17 protein-coding genes are annotated in these 13,229 nt (G+C 68.7%); 2 read left to right on the forward strand and 15 right to left on the reverse strand.

From position 1 onward, the window contains the following. The first annotated feature begins 135 nt into the window (after nucleotides 1–135). Nucleotides 136–1,272 carry a zinc-dependent metalloprotease gene (locus tag ACOGXD_RS05280; protein WP_419916864.1) on the forward strand — a complete coding sequence of 379 codons (1,137 nt, stop codon included), beginning with the start codon at nucleotides 136–138 and terminating at the stop codon, nucleotides 1,270–1,272. Here ACOGXD_RS05280 and ACOGXD_RS05285 read toward each other — a convergent pair. From ACOGXD_RS05285 to ACOGXD_RS05325, 9 genes are all read right to left on the reverse strand, one after another. Further along, nucleotides 1,269–2,606 (reverse strand): hypothetical protein, encoded by a 1,338-nt coding sequence (locus ACOGXD_RS05285; protein ID WP_419916865.1) that lies wholly within the window; start codon nucleotides 2,604–2,606, stop codon nucleotides 1,269–1,271. The two genes, ACOGXD_RS05280 and ACOGXD_RS05285, sit on opposite strands and share 4 nt — an antisense overlap. A 95-nt stretch (nucleotides 2,607–2,701) precedes the next feature. Further along, on the reverse strand, nucleotides 2,702–3,406 hold the full coding sequence (locus tag ACOGXD_RS05290; RefSeq protein ID WP_419916866.1) for a response regulator: 705 nt from the start codon (nucleotides 3,404–3,406) through the stop codon (nucleotides 2,702–2,704). Continuing rightward, complete coding sequence (locus ACOGXD_RS05295) at nucleotides 3,403–4,704, reverse strand: sensor histidine kinase (protein WP_419916867.1); 1,302 nt, start codon at nucleotides 4,702–4,704, stop codon at nucleotides 3,403–3,405. The genes ACOGXD_RS05290 and ACOGXD_RS05295 overlap by 4 nt, the downstream gene beginning before the upstream one ends. After that, complete coding sequence (gene phoU / locus ACOGXD_RS05300) at nucleotides 4,701–5,408, reverse strand: phosphate signaling complex protein PhoU (protein ID WP_419916868.1); 708 nt, start codon at nucleotides 5,406–5,408, stop codon at nucleotides 4,701–4,703. The genes ACOGXD_RS05295 and phoU overlap by 4 nt, the downstream gene beginning before the upstream one ends. 46 nt (nucleotides 5,409–5,454) lie before the next feature. Then, nucleotides 5,455–6,255: a phosphate ABC transporter ATP-binding protein PstB gene (gene pstB / locus ACOGXD_RS05305; protein WP_419917357.1), complete on the reverse strand. Its 801-nt coding sequence runs from the start codon at nucleotides 6,253–6,255 to the stop codon at nucleotides 5,455–5,457. A gap of 144 nt (nucleotides 6,256–6,399) precedes the next feature. Continuing rightward, a complete protein-coding gene (pstA, locus tag ACOGXD_RS05310) occupies nucleotides 6,400–7,338 on the reverse strand; it encodes a phosphate ABC transporter permease PstA (protein WP_419916869.1) in 939 nt (312 codons plus the stop codon). Continuing rightward, the gene (gene pstC / locus ACOGXD_RS05315; protein WP_419916870.1) at nucleotides 7,338–8,270 is read right to left on the reverse strand and encodes a phosphate ABC transporter permease subunit PstC; all 933 of its coding nucleotides are present in this window, start codon (nucleotides 8,268–8,270) and stop codon (nucleotides 7,338–7,340) included. Before pstC ends, pstA begins: the two co-directional genes overlap by 1 nt. Nucleotides 8,271–8,412: 142 nt before the next feature. Further along, entirely contained in the window at nucleotides 8,413–9,540 is a 1,128-nt protein-coding gene (locus ACOGXD_RS05320) for a PstS family phosphate ABC transporter substrate-binding protein (RefSeq protein ID WP_419916871.1), read from the reverse strand. Between the two features lie 88 nt (nucleotides 9,541–9,628). Then, nucleotides 9,629–9,928, reverse strand: a complete 300-nt coding sequence (locus ACOGXD_RS05325; RefSeq protein ID WP_419916872.1) for a hypothetical protein — start codon at nucleotides 9,926–9,928, stop codon at nucleotides 9,629–9,631. A 109-nt stretch (nucleotides 9,929–10,037) separates the two neighbouring features. On the opposite strand from ACOGXD_RS05325, the gene ACOGXD_RS05330 reads away from it, so the two are divergent. Continuing rightward, the gene (locus ACOGXD_RS05330) at nucleotides 10,038–10,340 is read left to right on the forward strand and encodes a WhiB family transcriptional regulator (protein ID WP_419916873.1); all 303 of its coding nucleotides are present in this window, start codon (nucleotides 10,038–10,040) and stop codon (nucleotides 10,338–10,340) included. A 1-nt stretch (nucleotide 10,341) separates the two neighbouring features. Here ACOGXD_RS05330 and tatA read toward each other — a convergent pair whose 3' ends face one another. From tatA to ACOGXD_RS05360, 6 genes are all read right to left on the reverse strand, one after another. Beyond that, nucleotides 10,342–10,536 (reverse strand): twin-arginine translocase TatA/TatE family subunit, encoded by a 195-nt coding sequence (gene tatA / locus ACOGXD_RS05335; RefSeq protein WP_419917358.1) that lies wholly within the window; start codon nucleotides 10,534–10,536, stop codon nucleotides 10,342–10,344. 149 nt (nucleotides 10,537–10,685) lie between these two features. Further along, nucleotides 10,686–10,964 (reverse strand): WhiB family transcriptional regulator, encoded by a 279-nt coding sequence (locus ACOGXD_RS05340; RefSeq protein WP_323672114.1) that lies wholly within the window; start codon nucleotides 10,962–10,964, stop codon nucleotides 10,686–10,688. 144 nt (nucleotides 10,965–11,108) lie between these two features. Then, on the reverse strand, nucleotides 11,109–11,420 hold the full coding sequence (locus ACOGXD_RS05345; RefSeq protein WP_419916874.1) for a hypothetical protein: 312 nt from the start codon (nucleotides 11,418–11,420) through the stop codon (nucleotides 11,109–11,111). A 110-nt stretch (nucleotides 11,421–11,530) separates the two neighbouring features. Continuing rightward, the gene (locus ACOGXD_RS05350) at nucleotides 11,531–11,800 is read right to left on the reverse strand and encodes a hypothetical protein (RefSeq protein WP_419916875.1); all 270 of its coding nucleotides are present in this window, start codon (nucleotides 11,798–11,800) and stop codon (nucleotides 11,531–11,533) included. A gap of 43 nt (nucleotides 11,801–11,843) precedes the next feature. Beyond that, entirely contained in the window at nucleotides 11,844–12,605 is a 762-nt protein-coding gene (locus ACOGXD_RS05355) for a type II secretion system F family protein (RefSeq protein ID WP_419916876.1), read from the reverse strand. Further along, entirely contained in the window at nucleotides 12,602–13,225 is a 624-nt protein-coding gene (locus ACOGXD_RS05360; protein WP_419916877.1) for a type II secretion system F family protein, read from the reverse strand. Before ACOGXD_RS05360 ends, ACOGXD_RS05355 begins: the two co-directional genes overlap by 4 nt. Nucleotides 13,226–13,229: the final 4 nt, after the last annotated feature.

Consider the following 13,229-nt stretch of genomic DNA (forward strand, 5'->3'; position numbering starts at 1 on the left):
TACGATGCCTCACTCATGACCCTGCCCCCGGTCACTGCGCCCCACAGCAGCGGCGGTTGGCAGCCGTAGTCGATCGCAGCACACAGCGGCAGGGGCGCTGCTCCGGTGCACCGTGACCCGTCGTACGATGCCGTTGTGGCCGACGATGACGACAACCCGTTCTCGGGCATCCCGTTCCTCGGCGACATCGCATCCATCTTCGGGGGCAACGAAGAGCAGCTCTGGGAAGGCGCCCGCCAGGCCGCCAACCAGCTCGCCACCGGCGGCAAGCTCGAGCACAACGTCGATCCGGTCGAGCGGCATCGCCTCAGCGAGATCAGCCGGGTGGCAGAGCTGCACGTGGCACATGTCGCCGGCCTGCAGGTCGCACCGCAGCTCGAGCCGGTCACCCGCTCGGGCTGGGCCACCAGCGCGCTGGAGACCATCCGCCCGCTCATGGACCGGCTGTCGGAACGGCTGAAGCAACCCGATCCAGCGAGCACCACGGCTCAAGATCCCTTCGCCGGCCTGCTCGCCATGATGAGCCCCATGACCGTGGCGATGACCGCCGGCATGATGGCCGGCCACCTCGCCACCAGCGCGTTCGGCAATTCGGACCTCATGATCCCCATGCCCCGCGTGCTCATCGTGACCGCCAACATCGCCGAGTTCGCCAACGAATGGAGCCTCGACGTCGACGACGTGATGCTGTGGGTGGCCATCCGGGAGCACACCATGCACGCCGTGCTGGCCGAGCCCGACATCCGGGAACAGCTCGACCGGCTGCTGGTCGAACATGTCGACGGCTTCCGCCGCGGCGACCCCATGGACTTCGGCGAGCTGGAGCTGCCGTCGCTCGACGACGCCAGCGACCCGCAGCAGCTCCAGGCGCAGTTCGGTGAACAGCTCCAGCGCATCTTCGGCAATCCCGAGCTGCTGCTCGGCGTGACCCGCGACGAGCAACAGACTCACCTCGAAACGCTGATCTGCGTGCTCACCGCCTACGTCGACGACGTGGTGGCCCAGGCAGGTCCCCGCCTCATCGGCGGATTCGGCGCGCTCAGCGAGGCCGTGCGCCGCCGCGCCCTCGCCGGCGCCGACTATGCCGACCGTCTGCTCGGCGTGCGGCTGACCGCCGAGGCACGCGACCGGGGAGACAGCTTCATCGCCGGCGTGATCGAGCGAGCCGGCCGCGAGGGGCTGGCCCGCCTCTTCGAGCCCGGCGGCCTTCCCACGCCAAACGAGCTCGTCGCACCCGGCCTCTGGCTCGCCCGCCTCGACCTGCCGCTCTAGCTGTCCCTGGGGCGGCGGATGCGGGTGCGGACCCGGGTGGCGATGATCTCCGACGGCGGACGCCGGCCCCGCGCCAGCGCCCACAGCCCGCCCGCATACAGCACCACCGCAACCAGGCCGGCAATGCCCAGCAGCATCACCCCGGCCCGCAGCGGCAGGATGCCGCTGGGCGCCGCCACCGGCACCAACCCGCCGATCACCCACATGAGCTGGAAGCGGGTCTCGAAGCGGGCGAACGTGCGGCCCCGGTCGGCGGGCACCTCGTCGCGCTGCACGATCGCGTCGAAGCACAGCTTCCCCAGCGCAGACATGAGGCCGATCACCATGGCCAGCACCAGCACCGAGAAGCGGTCGGGCGCAGTCACCACATAGAACGACACCGCAGCCGCCAGCAGCAGCGTGCTGGCCAGCAGCACCTCCTCACGGACACGGCGTCTCAGCCACGGCGCACCCACGGCGCCGATGAGCTGGCCGACCGCGCTGGCGGTGAACATGAAGCCGAACCACCACGGCGCTGCGTCGTCGGTGCGCAGCCAGAACGCGATCAGGAACAGCGTGAAGCCGGTCATGGCCCGCACGACGCCCATGGCCGAACCCGCCAGCAGCATCCCGCCTCGCCGTCGTGTGGCTGCGGCGGGCGTTGGTCTCATGTCGTGGGGGGGATCGACCCATGGACCGGTGTAGTTGTCTGAAGGACGGCGCCAGCGCTGAGGCGGCGGACTCGGCGGCTCCGGTGCTGGACTTGCAGGCGGCGCGTCGTCCAAGGTCCGCGGCCGCACGGCAAAGCGGGGCAGCCGCCGTGCCGGGAACGTCATCAGCACGAACACCACCGCCGCCAGCACCAGCACCCAGCGCGACGACGCCAGGCTCAGCAGCACACCGGGCCCCGCAGCCAGCGCACCCCCCAGCCCGCTCAGCAGCATCAGCTTCGAATTGGCCTCGACCAGGTCGCGCTCCTCGCGCACCAGCCCCGGCACCACCGCGCTCTTGGCCACGTGATACGTCTTGCCCGCCACCAGCGCGCCGAACGCCTCGGGGAACAGCAACAGCGAATCGAGATGGCGCACCATCAGCAGCGCCAGCACCGCCCGGGCAATGCCGGCGCCGATGATCATCCCCCGCCGCCCGCCACGGCTTCGGTCCACCAGCGGCCCGATCAGCGGCCCCACCACCGCAAACGGCGCCATCGTCACCAACAGGTACAGCGCCACCCTGGGCCGCGCAGCCGCCGGATCGAGGTTGAAGAACAGCGACCCGGCCAGCGCGATCGCAATCAGCGCATCGCCGGCAGCAGACAGCAGATGCGTACGCGCAAGCCACGTGAACGGCTGCATCAGCCGCTGCCCCAGGTCATCAGCACCATTGTGCGCCCTCGATGTGACAAACAGGCTGTGCGTTACTCAGCAAGCAGGGCCAGTCGGCGCACGTTCTAAGCAACAGGCGGCGCGGCCCGCTCGTAGCGGTAGCCCAGCCCACGAATGGTGGTGATGCGCTGCGGGTTCGACGGGTCGTCCTCGATCTTGGCCCGCAGCCGCTTGACGTGAACATCGATCGTCTTGGTGTCGCCCACGTAGTTGTACTCCCACACGTTCTGCATGAGGCTGTCACGGGTCACCACCCGCCCGGCGTGGGCCAGCAGGTACGCCAGCAGCTCGAACTCCTTCAGCGCCAGGGTGACCAGCTCGCCTCGCACCCGCAGCTCGTGCCGGTCGATGTCGAGCTCCACATCGCCCTCCGCCAAGCACGCAGAGTCGGCTTGCGCCGGCGGCTGGCCCGAAGCACGCCGCAGCACCGCCCGCATGCGGGCCACCAGCTCACGCATCCGGTACGGCTTGGCCACGTAGTCGTCGGCCCCCACCTCCAGGCCCACCACGGCGTCGATCTCCTCGGCCCGCGCGGTCACCATGATGAGCGGCACGCGTGACTGCTTGCGAATCTCACGGCACACGTCGAGGCCGGACATGCCCGGCAGCATCACGTCGAGCAACACCAGATCGGGCTCGGACTCGCTGATCTCGGCCAGCGCCGCCCGGCCGTCTGCCGCCGTGCGCACCTCGAAGCCCTCGCGCCGCAAGCCCACCGTGAGGGCCTCGGTGAACGACGGCTCGTCGTCGACCACCAGTACCGATGTCATGTGCTCGCCCCGTCCTGTTCTGCCGGCAGCCTGAGCGTGAACGTGGTGCCCACGCCTTCACGGGTGTGCAGCATCACCTCGCCGCCGTGGTTCATCACCACGTGTCGCACGATGCTCAGGCCCAGCCCGGTGCCGCCCGTGGCCCGGGCACGGGCCTTGTCGACCCGGTAGAAGCGCTCGAAGACCCGCTCGGTCTCGTCGGCGGGAATGCCGATGCCGTCGTCGGCAACCACGACATCCACGCACGCCTGCTCATCGGCATCGGCCGGCACCTCCGACGGGGGCCCATCGGCACGAGAACTCGGCGCGGCAGACAGCCGAACCTCCGCGCCCGGGTCGCTGTACTTGATGGCGTTGTCGACCAGGTTCCCCACCGCCCGCAGCAGCTGACCCCGGTCGGCATGAAGAACGAGCTGTTCAGGTTCCGCCGGGCTCACCAGCGACACGTCGTGCTTGCGAGCGTGCTCGGAATACTGGTGCGCCACCTCGCCCAGCAGCGGCACCACCGGCACCGGCTCCTGCCGCATCGAGCCCTCCAGCTCCACCCGGCTCAGCTCCAGCAAGTCGTCGATGATGTGGCTCACCCGGTCGGCCTCAGTGCCAATGCGGTCGACCAGCCGGGTGCGCACCGCAGCGTCATCCTCCCCGGCCAGCGTCTCCGACAGCAGCGCAATGGCACCCACCGGCGTGCGCAGCTCATGGCTGAGGTTGGCCACAAAATCCCGGCGCACCTCGTCCACCCGCACGCCGTCGGTGCGGTCGGCCATCACCGCCACCGCGCCCAGCGCATGGCTGTCGCCCGCCACCGGATGCGCGCTGATCTCGATCACCTGCGGCGGCGGCCCGGTCAGCTTCACCGTGCGGGAACGAGCCTGCCCCTCCTGGGCCGACTCCAGGAGCTGCGTGACCCCCGCGCCCACCAGCGCCATCGCATCACGGGCCGACATCATCTCGTCGGCCAGCGCATTGCTGGCGCACACGTTGCCGTCCTCGTCCACCAGCACCACGCCCACCGACAGCTCATTCATCGCCAGCTGCCAGCGAGCCCGGTCGCGCTCGGCCAGGTTGGCCGTCATGGCCGCGGTGGTGGCAACCGACTCCAGGTAGGTGATCCAGTCGTCGAGGCTGTTGTGGTCGAGCCGTGCCTCGCCCGGACGGGGCGCCTCGCCCTCCCCGGCAAACCGGTGCACCACACGCCCCAGCCGCTCCGCGGCCGAACTGCGCCCTCGCACCAGCAGCAACACCACAACCAGCGCAACTGCCAGTGCGGCTGCCACCGCCACCAGCGCCGCAATCACATCTCGTCCTGCTCCCGGCGGGCTCGGGCCCGGTTGGCGCCCAGATGCTCGGGCAGCTCTCCGGTCACCAGGAACTCGACGCGCTCGGCCACGTTCACGGCGTGATCGCCGATGCGCTCGTAGAAGCGGCCCACCACCGCGAGCTGCACGGCATGCTGAATGCTGATCTTGCCGAGCTCGTGCGAGGCGAACACCGACACGATGTACTCGTTGTGCAGGTCGTCGAGCACGTCGTCCATGTCGTTGAGCACCGACGCCAGGCCGGCGTCGCGCTCGGCGTAAGCATCCATGGCCCTGGCCGTCAGCTTCACCGCCTGCTCGCGCATGCGGTCGATCAGCCCCCGCACCCGGGGCTCCAGCTCCGCCCCGTGCAGCCGGGCCACCGCCTTGGCGATGTTGGTGACCAGGTCGCCGCTGCGTTCGATCTCGGAGATCATCCGCAGGTCGGTCAGGATGGTGCGCAGGTCCACCGCCACCGGCTGCTGCAGGGCCAGCAGCTGCACGCACTTCTCCTCGGCTTCGAGGCTCAGCAGGTCGAGCTCGTCGTCGGCAGCGATGATCTGGTCGGCCCCGCCGATGTCGCCGGCGAGCAGCGCAGCGCTCACCGCCGAGATCCCCTCGGCCACCATGCCGCCCATCTGCACGAGATCGGCACGAACCTCGTCCATCAGCTGATGGAACTCGGTCCGTACTTCTTCGGTCATGTCATGCAGTGTGGCGTATTTGCGCTGCTCGGTCGCAGTTCTCTGGCTAGCCGACCCGCCCGGTGATGTAGGCCTCCGTGCGGGGGTCGTCGGGGTTGGTGAAGATCAGCGAGGTCGGGGCGTACTCGACCAGCTCGCCGGTGCGGTGACCCATCTCGTTGGCCTGCACCGAGAAGAAGGCCGTCATGTCGCTGATACGAGCGGCCTGCTGCATGTTGTGGGTCACGATGATGATCGTGTACTCGGTCTTCAGCTCGGCGATGAGCTCCTCGATGCGGCCCGTGGCGATCGGGTCGAGCGCGGAACAGGGCTCATCCATCAGCACCACGTCGGGCTGCACCGCAATGGCTCGGGCAATGCACAGCCGCTGCTGCTGGCCGCCCGACAGGCCGTACGCCGACATCTTGAGACGGTCTTTGACTTCATCCCACAGCGCCGCCCGGATGAGCGAGCCCTCCACCACGTCGTCCAGCGCGGATCGCTTCACGCCCGCCAGCCGCGGCCCGTACGCAATGTTGTCGTAGATCGACTTGGGGAACGGGTTCGGCTTCTGGAACACCATGCCCACCCGCCGCCGCACCTCCACCGGGTCGACCTCGTCTTGATACAGGTTGACGCCGTGGTAGTGGATGGTGCCGTCGACCCGGGCGCCCTCGATGAGGTCGTTCATCCGGTTGAAGCAGCGCAGGAACGTGGTCTTGCCGCAGCCCGACGGGCCGATGAACGCGGTCACCTCATGCGCTGCGATGTCGAGAGTGACATCACGCAGGGCCAGAAAGTCGCCGTAGTACACGTTGATGTCGCCGCACTCGAACACCGTCTCGGTATCGGCGCGCTGGCCGGCCATGGCCGCGACCGCGCTCACGTCGATGCGGGTCTGCGTGTGGGGTGCCGATGGCGCCAGGATCTCTGGTGCTTCGGACTCGTCGGTCATCAGGGCCTTCTCGGGATTCACGTTTCACCTGTTCCGGATGATCTCATGGCGGCGCCGTCACCACTGCTTCTCGAAGCGATTGCGCAGGTAGATGGCCAGGCCGTTCACGGCCAGCACCAGCGCCAGGATGATGACGCTGGCCGCAGCGGCATTCGCCCCCCAGTCGGCGCCGGGCTGGCGGGCGAAGTTGAAGATGAGCACCGGCAGTGCCGTGTAGGGGCCGGTGAAGGTCTCGAAGACGTTGGCATCGCCGAAGCTCATGAAGCCGGTGGCCGCCCCCACCAAGATCAGCGGGGCAGCCTCGCCCAGGGCGCGCGCCAGCGCCAGCACCGTGCCGGTGAGAATCGTCGACAAGGCCGCAGGCAGAACCTGGCGTGAGAGCACCTCCCACTTGGTGGCCCCTACACCGTAGGCAGCTTCGCGCAGCGAATCGGGCACGGCCTTGAGCGCCTCCACCGAGGTGATCACCACGATCGGCAGCACCATGGCGGCCAGCGTCATGCCGCCGGCGATCACCGTCTTGCCCTTGGTGAAGCCGTCGATCGTCTGAACGAACACCGCCAAGCCGAGCAGCCCGTACACGATCGAAGGCACGCCGGCCAGGTTGCGGATGTTCAGCTCGACGATGCGGGCGAAGCGGCTGCCCTGGGCGTACTCGACGAGATAGATCGCCGTGGCCACGCCGGTCGGCACGGCGAACACCCCGGTCACCAGCGCCACCTGCAGGCTGCCGAGGATGCCCTGCCACACGCCGGCCTCGCCAGCGGAGCGCTGGGAGAAGCCGTGGGTGAGGAAGTGCCAGAGGTTGCCCGACAGAACGTCCCAGCCGTCCACGATCATCACCGCGAGCAGCACGGCCAGGAAGCCCGTGGCGAACACGGTGGCGCCGATGAGCAGCCACTTGAAGGCTGAGCCGGCCACGTCGGCGCCGGGGCGGCGGCGCAGGGCATCGGCGGCGCCGGTGGCGATGCCTGCGGGAGTGGTGAGAACAGCCATCAGTACTTGTTCTGCAGTCGCCGCACGATCAGATCGCCCAGCATGTTGAGCACCAGCGTGATGGCGAACAGCAGGGCGCCCAGGAAGTAGAGGCTCTGGAACGCCAGGGTGCTGCCGGCCACCTGGTCGGTGCCCAGGCCCAGCGCCGCCATGGCGGACGTGAGGGTGCCGCCCGACTCGAACAGCGACAGGTTGAACAGCGACGTGTCGCCGCCGCCCGACGCGATCGTCACCACCATGGTCTCGCCGATGGCGCGGCTGAAGCCGACGATGATGGCCGCCATCAGCCCCGACATCGCGGCGGGCAGCACCACCCGGATGGACGTGGTGACCTTGCGAGCGCCGAGGCCCGAGGAGGCTTCCCGCAGTGCCACCGGCACGGCGCGCAGCGCGTCTTCGGCAATCGAGGCAATGAGGGGGATCACCAGCAGGCCCACCGCGATTCCCGCCGCCAGCTTGTTGAAGAAGTTGATCTCACTGAAGAAGTTGCTGAGGATCGACGGGGTGATGAAGCTGATGGCGAACACGCCGAGCACCACGCTGGGCACGCTGGCCAGCAGCTCGAGGGTGGGCTTCATCACCTTGCGCACCTTGGGATGCGCATACTCAGAGAGGTAGATCGCAGCGCCGAATCCCGACGGCACCGCCACGAGCATCGCGATGACGGAGATCTGCACCGAGTTGACCAGCAGCGTGCTGAGATCGAACAGGCCCCGGCGGGGGAACCAGCCGATCTCGGTGAGGTTGCCCCAAGCCACCTGGCTGATGAACGTCCACGCCCCCGACGCCACTGTCCAGATGATGAGCGCGCTCACGATCACCGTGGCGAGCGCGGCCAGCGCGAAGGCCCAGCGTGCCCCTGCTGACCAAGCTCGCCGGCTCGCCGACGTCCGCAAGTCGGCGACGCTCAGGTCGGAGGTGTCCTGTGGCATGGGCGGTGTCATTCTAGAAACACGCCGATGTCCCCCTCGGGTACCCCGACCGCTGCGCATGTGCGCAAGGGAGAGGGCACCAGAGGGGGACCATCAGCGGGAGGGAGGGATTCCCGGATCAGTGGGCTGAGCCTGCCGGTGGCTAGAACGTCTTGCCGGTGGTCAGGTTGGCCCAGTTGCTGCGCGACTGCTCAAGGTCGGCAGGGTCGAGGTTCACGTAGCCGGCATCGACCACGTAGGTCTGCCCCTCGTCGCTCAGCATGAAGTCGACGAACGCCTTGATGGCGGGGTCGGAGGCCTGCGCAGCGTCGATGTAGGTGTAGAGGAAACGAGCGATCGGGAACTCGGCCGACGCGATGGTCTCGGGCGTGGGCGCCACGCAGCCGTCGCCGCCGTCGACCTCCACCAGTTTCACCTTGTCGCGGTTCTCGTCGGCGAAGGCGAAGCCCACCCAGCCGAGGCTGTGCTGGTTGCCGGCGATGCCGTCGATGATCACGTTGTCGTTGGCCGAAGCGTTGTAGTCGGGGCGCACGGCGAAGTTCTCATCGGCGTGGCCCTCTTCGACCCGGTGCTCCCAGACGTCCTCGAGTGCGATCTCGATGAAGCTGTCGAAGGTGCCCGACTCCTCGCCCGGCGCGAAGATCTCGAGCGCGCCGTCGGCGAATGGACCGCTGCCGTCGAGCTCGGCGTTCAGGCTGTTGGCATCTGCCCATGAGTCGAATCCGGTCGACTCGATGCCGACCAGGCTGTAGAGGTCTTCAAAGCTGAGGCAGTCGACTGAATCGTTGCTGGCGGCGGTGATCACCGAGATGCCATCGATGCCGACGCGCAGCTCGATGAACTCGATGCCGGCGGCGTTGATGTCTTCGGCCTCGGAGTCCTTGATCTGGCGAGAGCTGTTCCAGATGGGCACTTCGCCGGCCGCTGCGGCCTTGTGGCCGTCGCCCGAGCCGGGTCCTGCGACCGAGAACGCCACGTCGGGATGTTGCTCGGAGAAGGCCTCAGCCAGCAGGTTGGTGACGGGCTCGACGGTCGAGGAGCCGGTGACGTCGATGGAACCGCTGATCGACATGTCGTCGGCCATGTCGTCCGCGGGGGCCTGGGTCGCGGCGGGAGCCGCCGCTGCGGCTGTCGTCGCAGGAGCGCTGGCGGCGCCGTCGTCAGACGAGTCGTCGTCACTGCCGCATGCAGCGGCGATCAGAGCGAACGCGGTGAGCAGTGCCGCTAGCAGCTTCGTGCCGCGGCGGGATGACAAGGGGGTCTTTCGCATGGACGCGCACGCTACGAACGGACGGTGACAGCCTCGCGGGTTCGTGGTGAACGACGGGAACGGATGCCGTGAACAATCCGTGAACGCGTTAACTCGCGTCTCTTCGCGTCTCTTCGTCTTCTTCTTCGGGCATGCCGAGGTCCCAGTGGAGCTCGTAGTTCTCACGCTCGGCGTCACGCACCACCCGCTCGCGGTTGCGGCGGAACTGCGGGTCGTGAGGCGGCAGGAGCTGCAGGCGCGCGTTCGTCCGGCGGCGAAACTCGTCGACGGCTGCTTCGTCGCCGTAGATGCCCTCGATCTCCCAGTGCGGTGCGACGGGGCCCAGGTAGATGATGCGGATGCCGACCTCAGGCGGGAGCTGTTCGGCTTCGGTGGCGATGTCGGTCACGGTTGTCCTTGTCTGCGGTGGCGCAAGGGTACCGACGCGCTACATGAGAATTCGGTGAGAGTGGCTGAATCAGGGAACCGGTTGGCTGGTTGGGGCGTTGGTTCTTGTGATGTTGCAGATCAATCCGGTGTACGAGCCGCAGATGTCTCAGGGCTCCGAGAGCCTGGCCGCGGAGTGGGTCCCGTTCCGCAGGTGTGCGGACATGGATCCCAACGTGTTCTTTCCCAATGACGGCGCCGGCGTGATCGTGGCTCAGAAGGTGTGCGCCCAGTGCCCCGTGGCCGACGCCTGCCGTGAGTACGCGCTAGCCAACAACATCACCCACGGCGTGTGGGGCGGCACCTCAGAGCGGCAGCGCCGCCGGATCCTGCGAGATCGCCGCCGGGCCAGCAAGGCCGCCCGCGCTGCCTGAATCAGGAATCGCTTGACGAGCTGTCGCCAGACGTCTTGTCGCCGGCCGCCTTGTCCTCGTCGTTCACGCCCTCACGGAACTCGCGCTGAGCTTGGCCCAGCGAGCGCGCCAGCTTGGGCAGCTTGGCTCCTCCGAACAGCACGAGCACGATGATGAGCAGGATGAGCAGTTCGGGTGGTCCGAGCGCGATGGCCATCACGCTCGCGAGCGTACCAGTGCCCGATCAGACCGATAGCCGAGACAGGTCAGCCGGGACAGGTCAGCCGGCTTGAAACAGGTCAGCCGGCGACCGCACTTGCTCTGCCGTCGGCTAACGGCCAGCCGATGACGCGGCGGCGCGCGGCATCAGCCGGCGGCGGCGCGCCTCGTGAGGGCTCGCTGGCGGCGCACCCGGCGGCGTTCCCGCTCGCTCATGCCGCCCCAGATGCCGAACTTCTCGCTGTTCTGGAGTGCGTATTCGAGGCATTCATCGCTGACGACGCAGCCGCGGCAGACCGCCTTGGCCTCGCGGGTGCTCGCCCCGCGCTCGGGAAAGAACAGGTCGGGATCGACCCCGAGGCAATTTGCCTCGTCCCACCAGTTCCCTGCTGGTAGCTCGACTGCTACGTCAGTTGCGAATGCCATGGGCCCTCCCCGATTTCAACTCGGCGGCCGTGTCCGCTGCGCTCATCGGCGGCCGAGATCGCTCGCCTGTAATTACAGGTGTGTGACTTGCCATTGAACCCCATGGGTGTGACATGCGCAAGCGGCAATTTCGGCGGCTGTTCTCTAGCGATGCGGGCGCTCGTCGGGCATCGCCGCGGACTCGGTCAGATGGACGTCGCCGACCAGTGCACCTGCCAGCGGAACCTCAGTTGCAGAGCGGTAACGCACGGTGACGCGCACCAGTTTCGCCTCGACTCGTCGCTCCACGTCCAGCCGGTCCGGATCGAGCGGGGCAGCCTGCACCACGGCCTTGCGGACGGCGTCCATCGACGGCTCCACCGCGGCTATGCGCGCGCCCACCCGGGCCGCGTGCGACACCAGCACCGCGTCGCGCGCGACCAGCGCCGTCTGGACGATGCACATGAGCAGCAGCACCAGGAAGGGCAGTAGCAAGGCCAGCTCGACGGTGGCCTGCCCGCGCTCCTGCGCCGCGCCTGCGCTCGGTGGCTGAAGTGGCGGGAGCGTTCGGCTCGCCGGACTTGATTTCAGGAGATGGCCTTGGTCAGGTAGTTGAAGACTGCGTCGAGCAAGCGGCCGATCTTGCCGGTGCTGGTTGCCCAGGCGGTGACTGCCGCAACCAGCAGTGCAATGGCGCCGGTGAGCAGCGCGTACTCGGCCGTGGTCTGTCCGGCCTCGCCGGTCGCCTCGGCAGGGTCGGCCGGGTCAGGCGCATCGGCCTGGTCGGATGCAAGCCGGTGTGTGCGGCGCAGCTGGGCGTATGGGCCTGTGGCACGGGTAGTCGAGTGTTCGGACATGATGACTCCTTCTGGTTCTGTTGATTTGGGCGGGCGAGGCATGTCAGCCGCCGAAGGCGGCTACGAGCACCGGCACGATGGCGACCAGCCCGAGCGCCGGCAGCACGCACAGCACGAGCGGGAACAACAGCAGCACCGGCAGGCGGCGCACCTTGCCCTCGAGCCGGCGGCGGCGGTCTTCGCGCAGCTCCCGGCCGAGGCGTTCCATCTCGGGCGCCAGCGGGATGCCGGTGCGCATGGAACTCGTGACCGCGGCAGCGAAGGCACGGGCGCGCGGGCCGCAGGATTGTCCGAACTCCTCCAGGGTTTCGTCGAGATGTTCGAAGGCGGCTTGTCCCACCAGCCGGCGCCTGATGGCGCTCGCCCTGTCGAGATGACCGAGCGCGAGCTGCAGCGAGGCGATGATCGACAGCCCTGACGTCAGGGCCACGTTCATCACATCGACAATGGCGCCGAGCTCGGCGGCCACGCGATCCGGGTGCGGGAGGTCGCGGCGACGCAGCCACCGCGTCATCAGGCTGTCGGCACTCTGGGCGCCGCGGGCTGCGCCAGTTGCAGGCCAGTTGGGAGCCGCGAGCTCCAGCACACGGCGGCGGCCGGGATCCGGACGGCTCACGAAGCCGCCCCAGCACACCGCCGCGGCTGCCAAGGCTCCGATGACCACCGGGTTCGACAGCACCACGCTGTTGACGACCAGCGCGCCGACCGGCGAACCCGTCAGCCCGCCAGGTGGCGGCACAGCAGCGAAGCCGGCCGGCGCCGACCCAGCGGCGGGCGGCAGGACGGCAATGAGTGCAGTGGTCATCGCAGCGCCCTCGCGACCGTGGCACGCATCCATGACACGCCCGCCAGCTCGAGCAGGAGCGCTCCGCCGGCGCAGAACCAGCCCAGCGGCGTGGAGGTGAGCACCCGGGCAGCAGCGCCGCCCTCGGCGAGCAGCGCCAGCGCGACAGCCCACGGCAGTGCCGCCACCACCCACACCGACGCACGGGCCTGCGCCGCGTGCACCCGAGCCTCGGCGGCCATGTCGGCACGGGCCCGGACAGTCGCAGCGACATGATCGAAGAGCTGGGGCTGCGCGCCCACCCGATCCGAGGCCAGCGTGACCGCCGTGGAGAGCAGCGCAGCTTCCGAGGTCTGCTCGCGCGCCGCCCAACGCTGCACGGCCCGGCTCAGCGTGACGCCGCGCTCGTGCTCGGCTGCGATCTGCTCCACCGGTGCCCGCATGGGCCCGTCGGCGGCGGCCCGCAGCGCCTGCAGCATCGTGTCGCCGCCCCCCAGCCCGCGTGACACCGCAGCGCAAAAGTCGCCAATGCCCGCCGAGCGAGCCGCCACTGCCATCGCGCCGCGACGCCGGTCTCGACGCCAGCGAAGCCAGTCGCGTGCCGCCGGCGACGTGATGCCCCCCACACACGCCAGCAGCACGATC

It is taken from the genome of Candidatus Poriferisodalis sp., assembly GCF_965204125.1.
Classification (GTDB): domain Bacteria; phylum Actinomycetota; class Acidimicrobiia; order Acidimicrobiales; family Poriferisodalaceae; genus Poriferisodalis.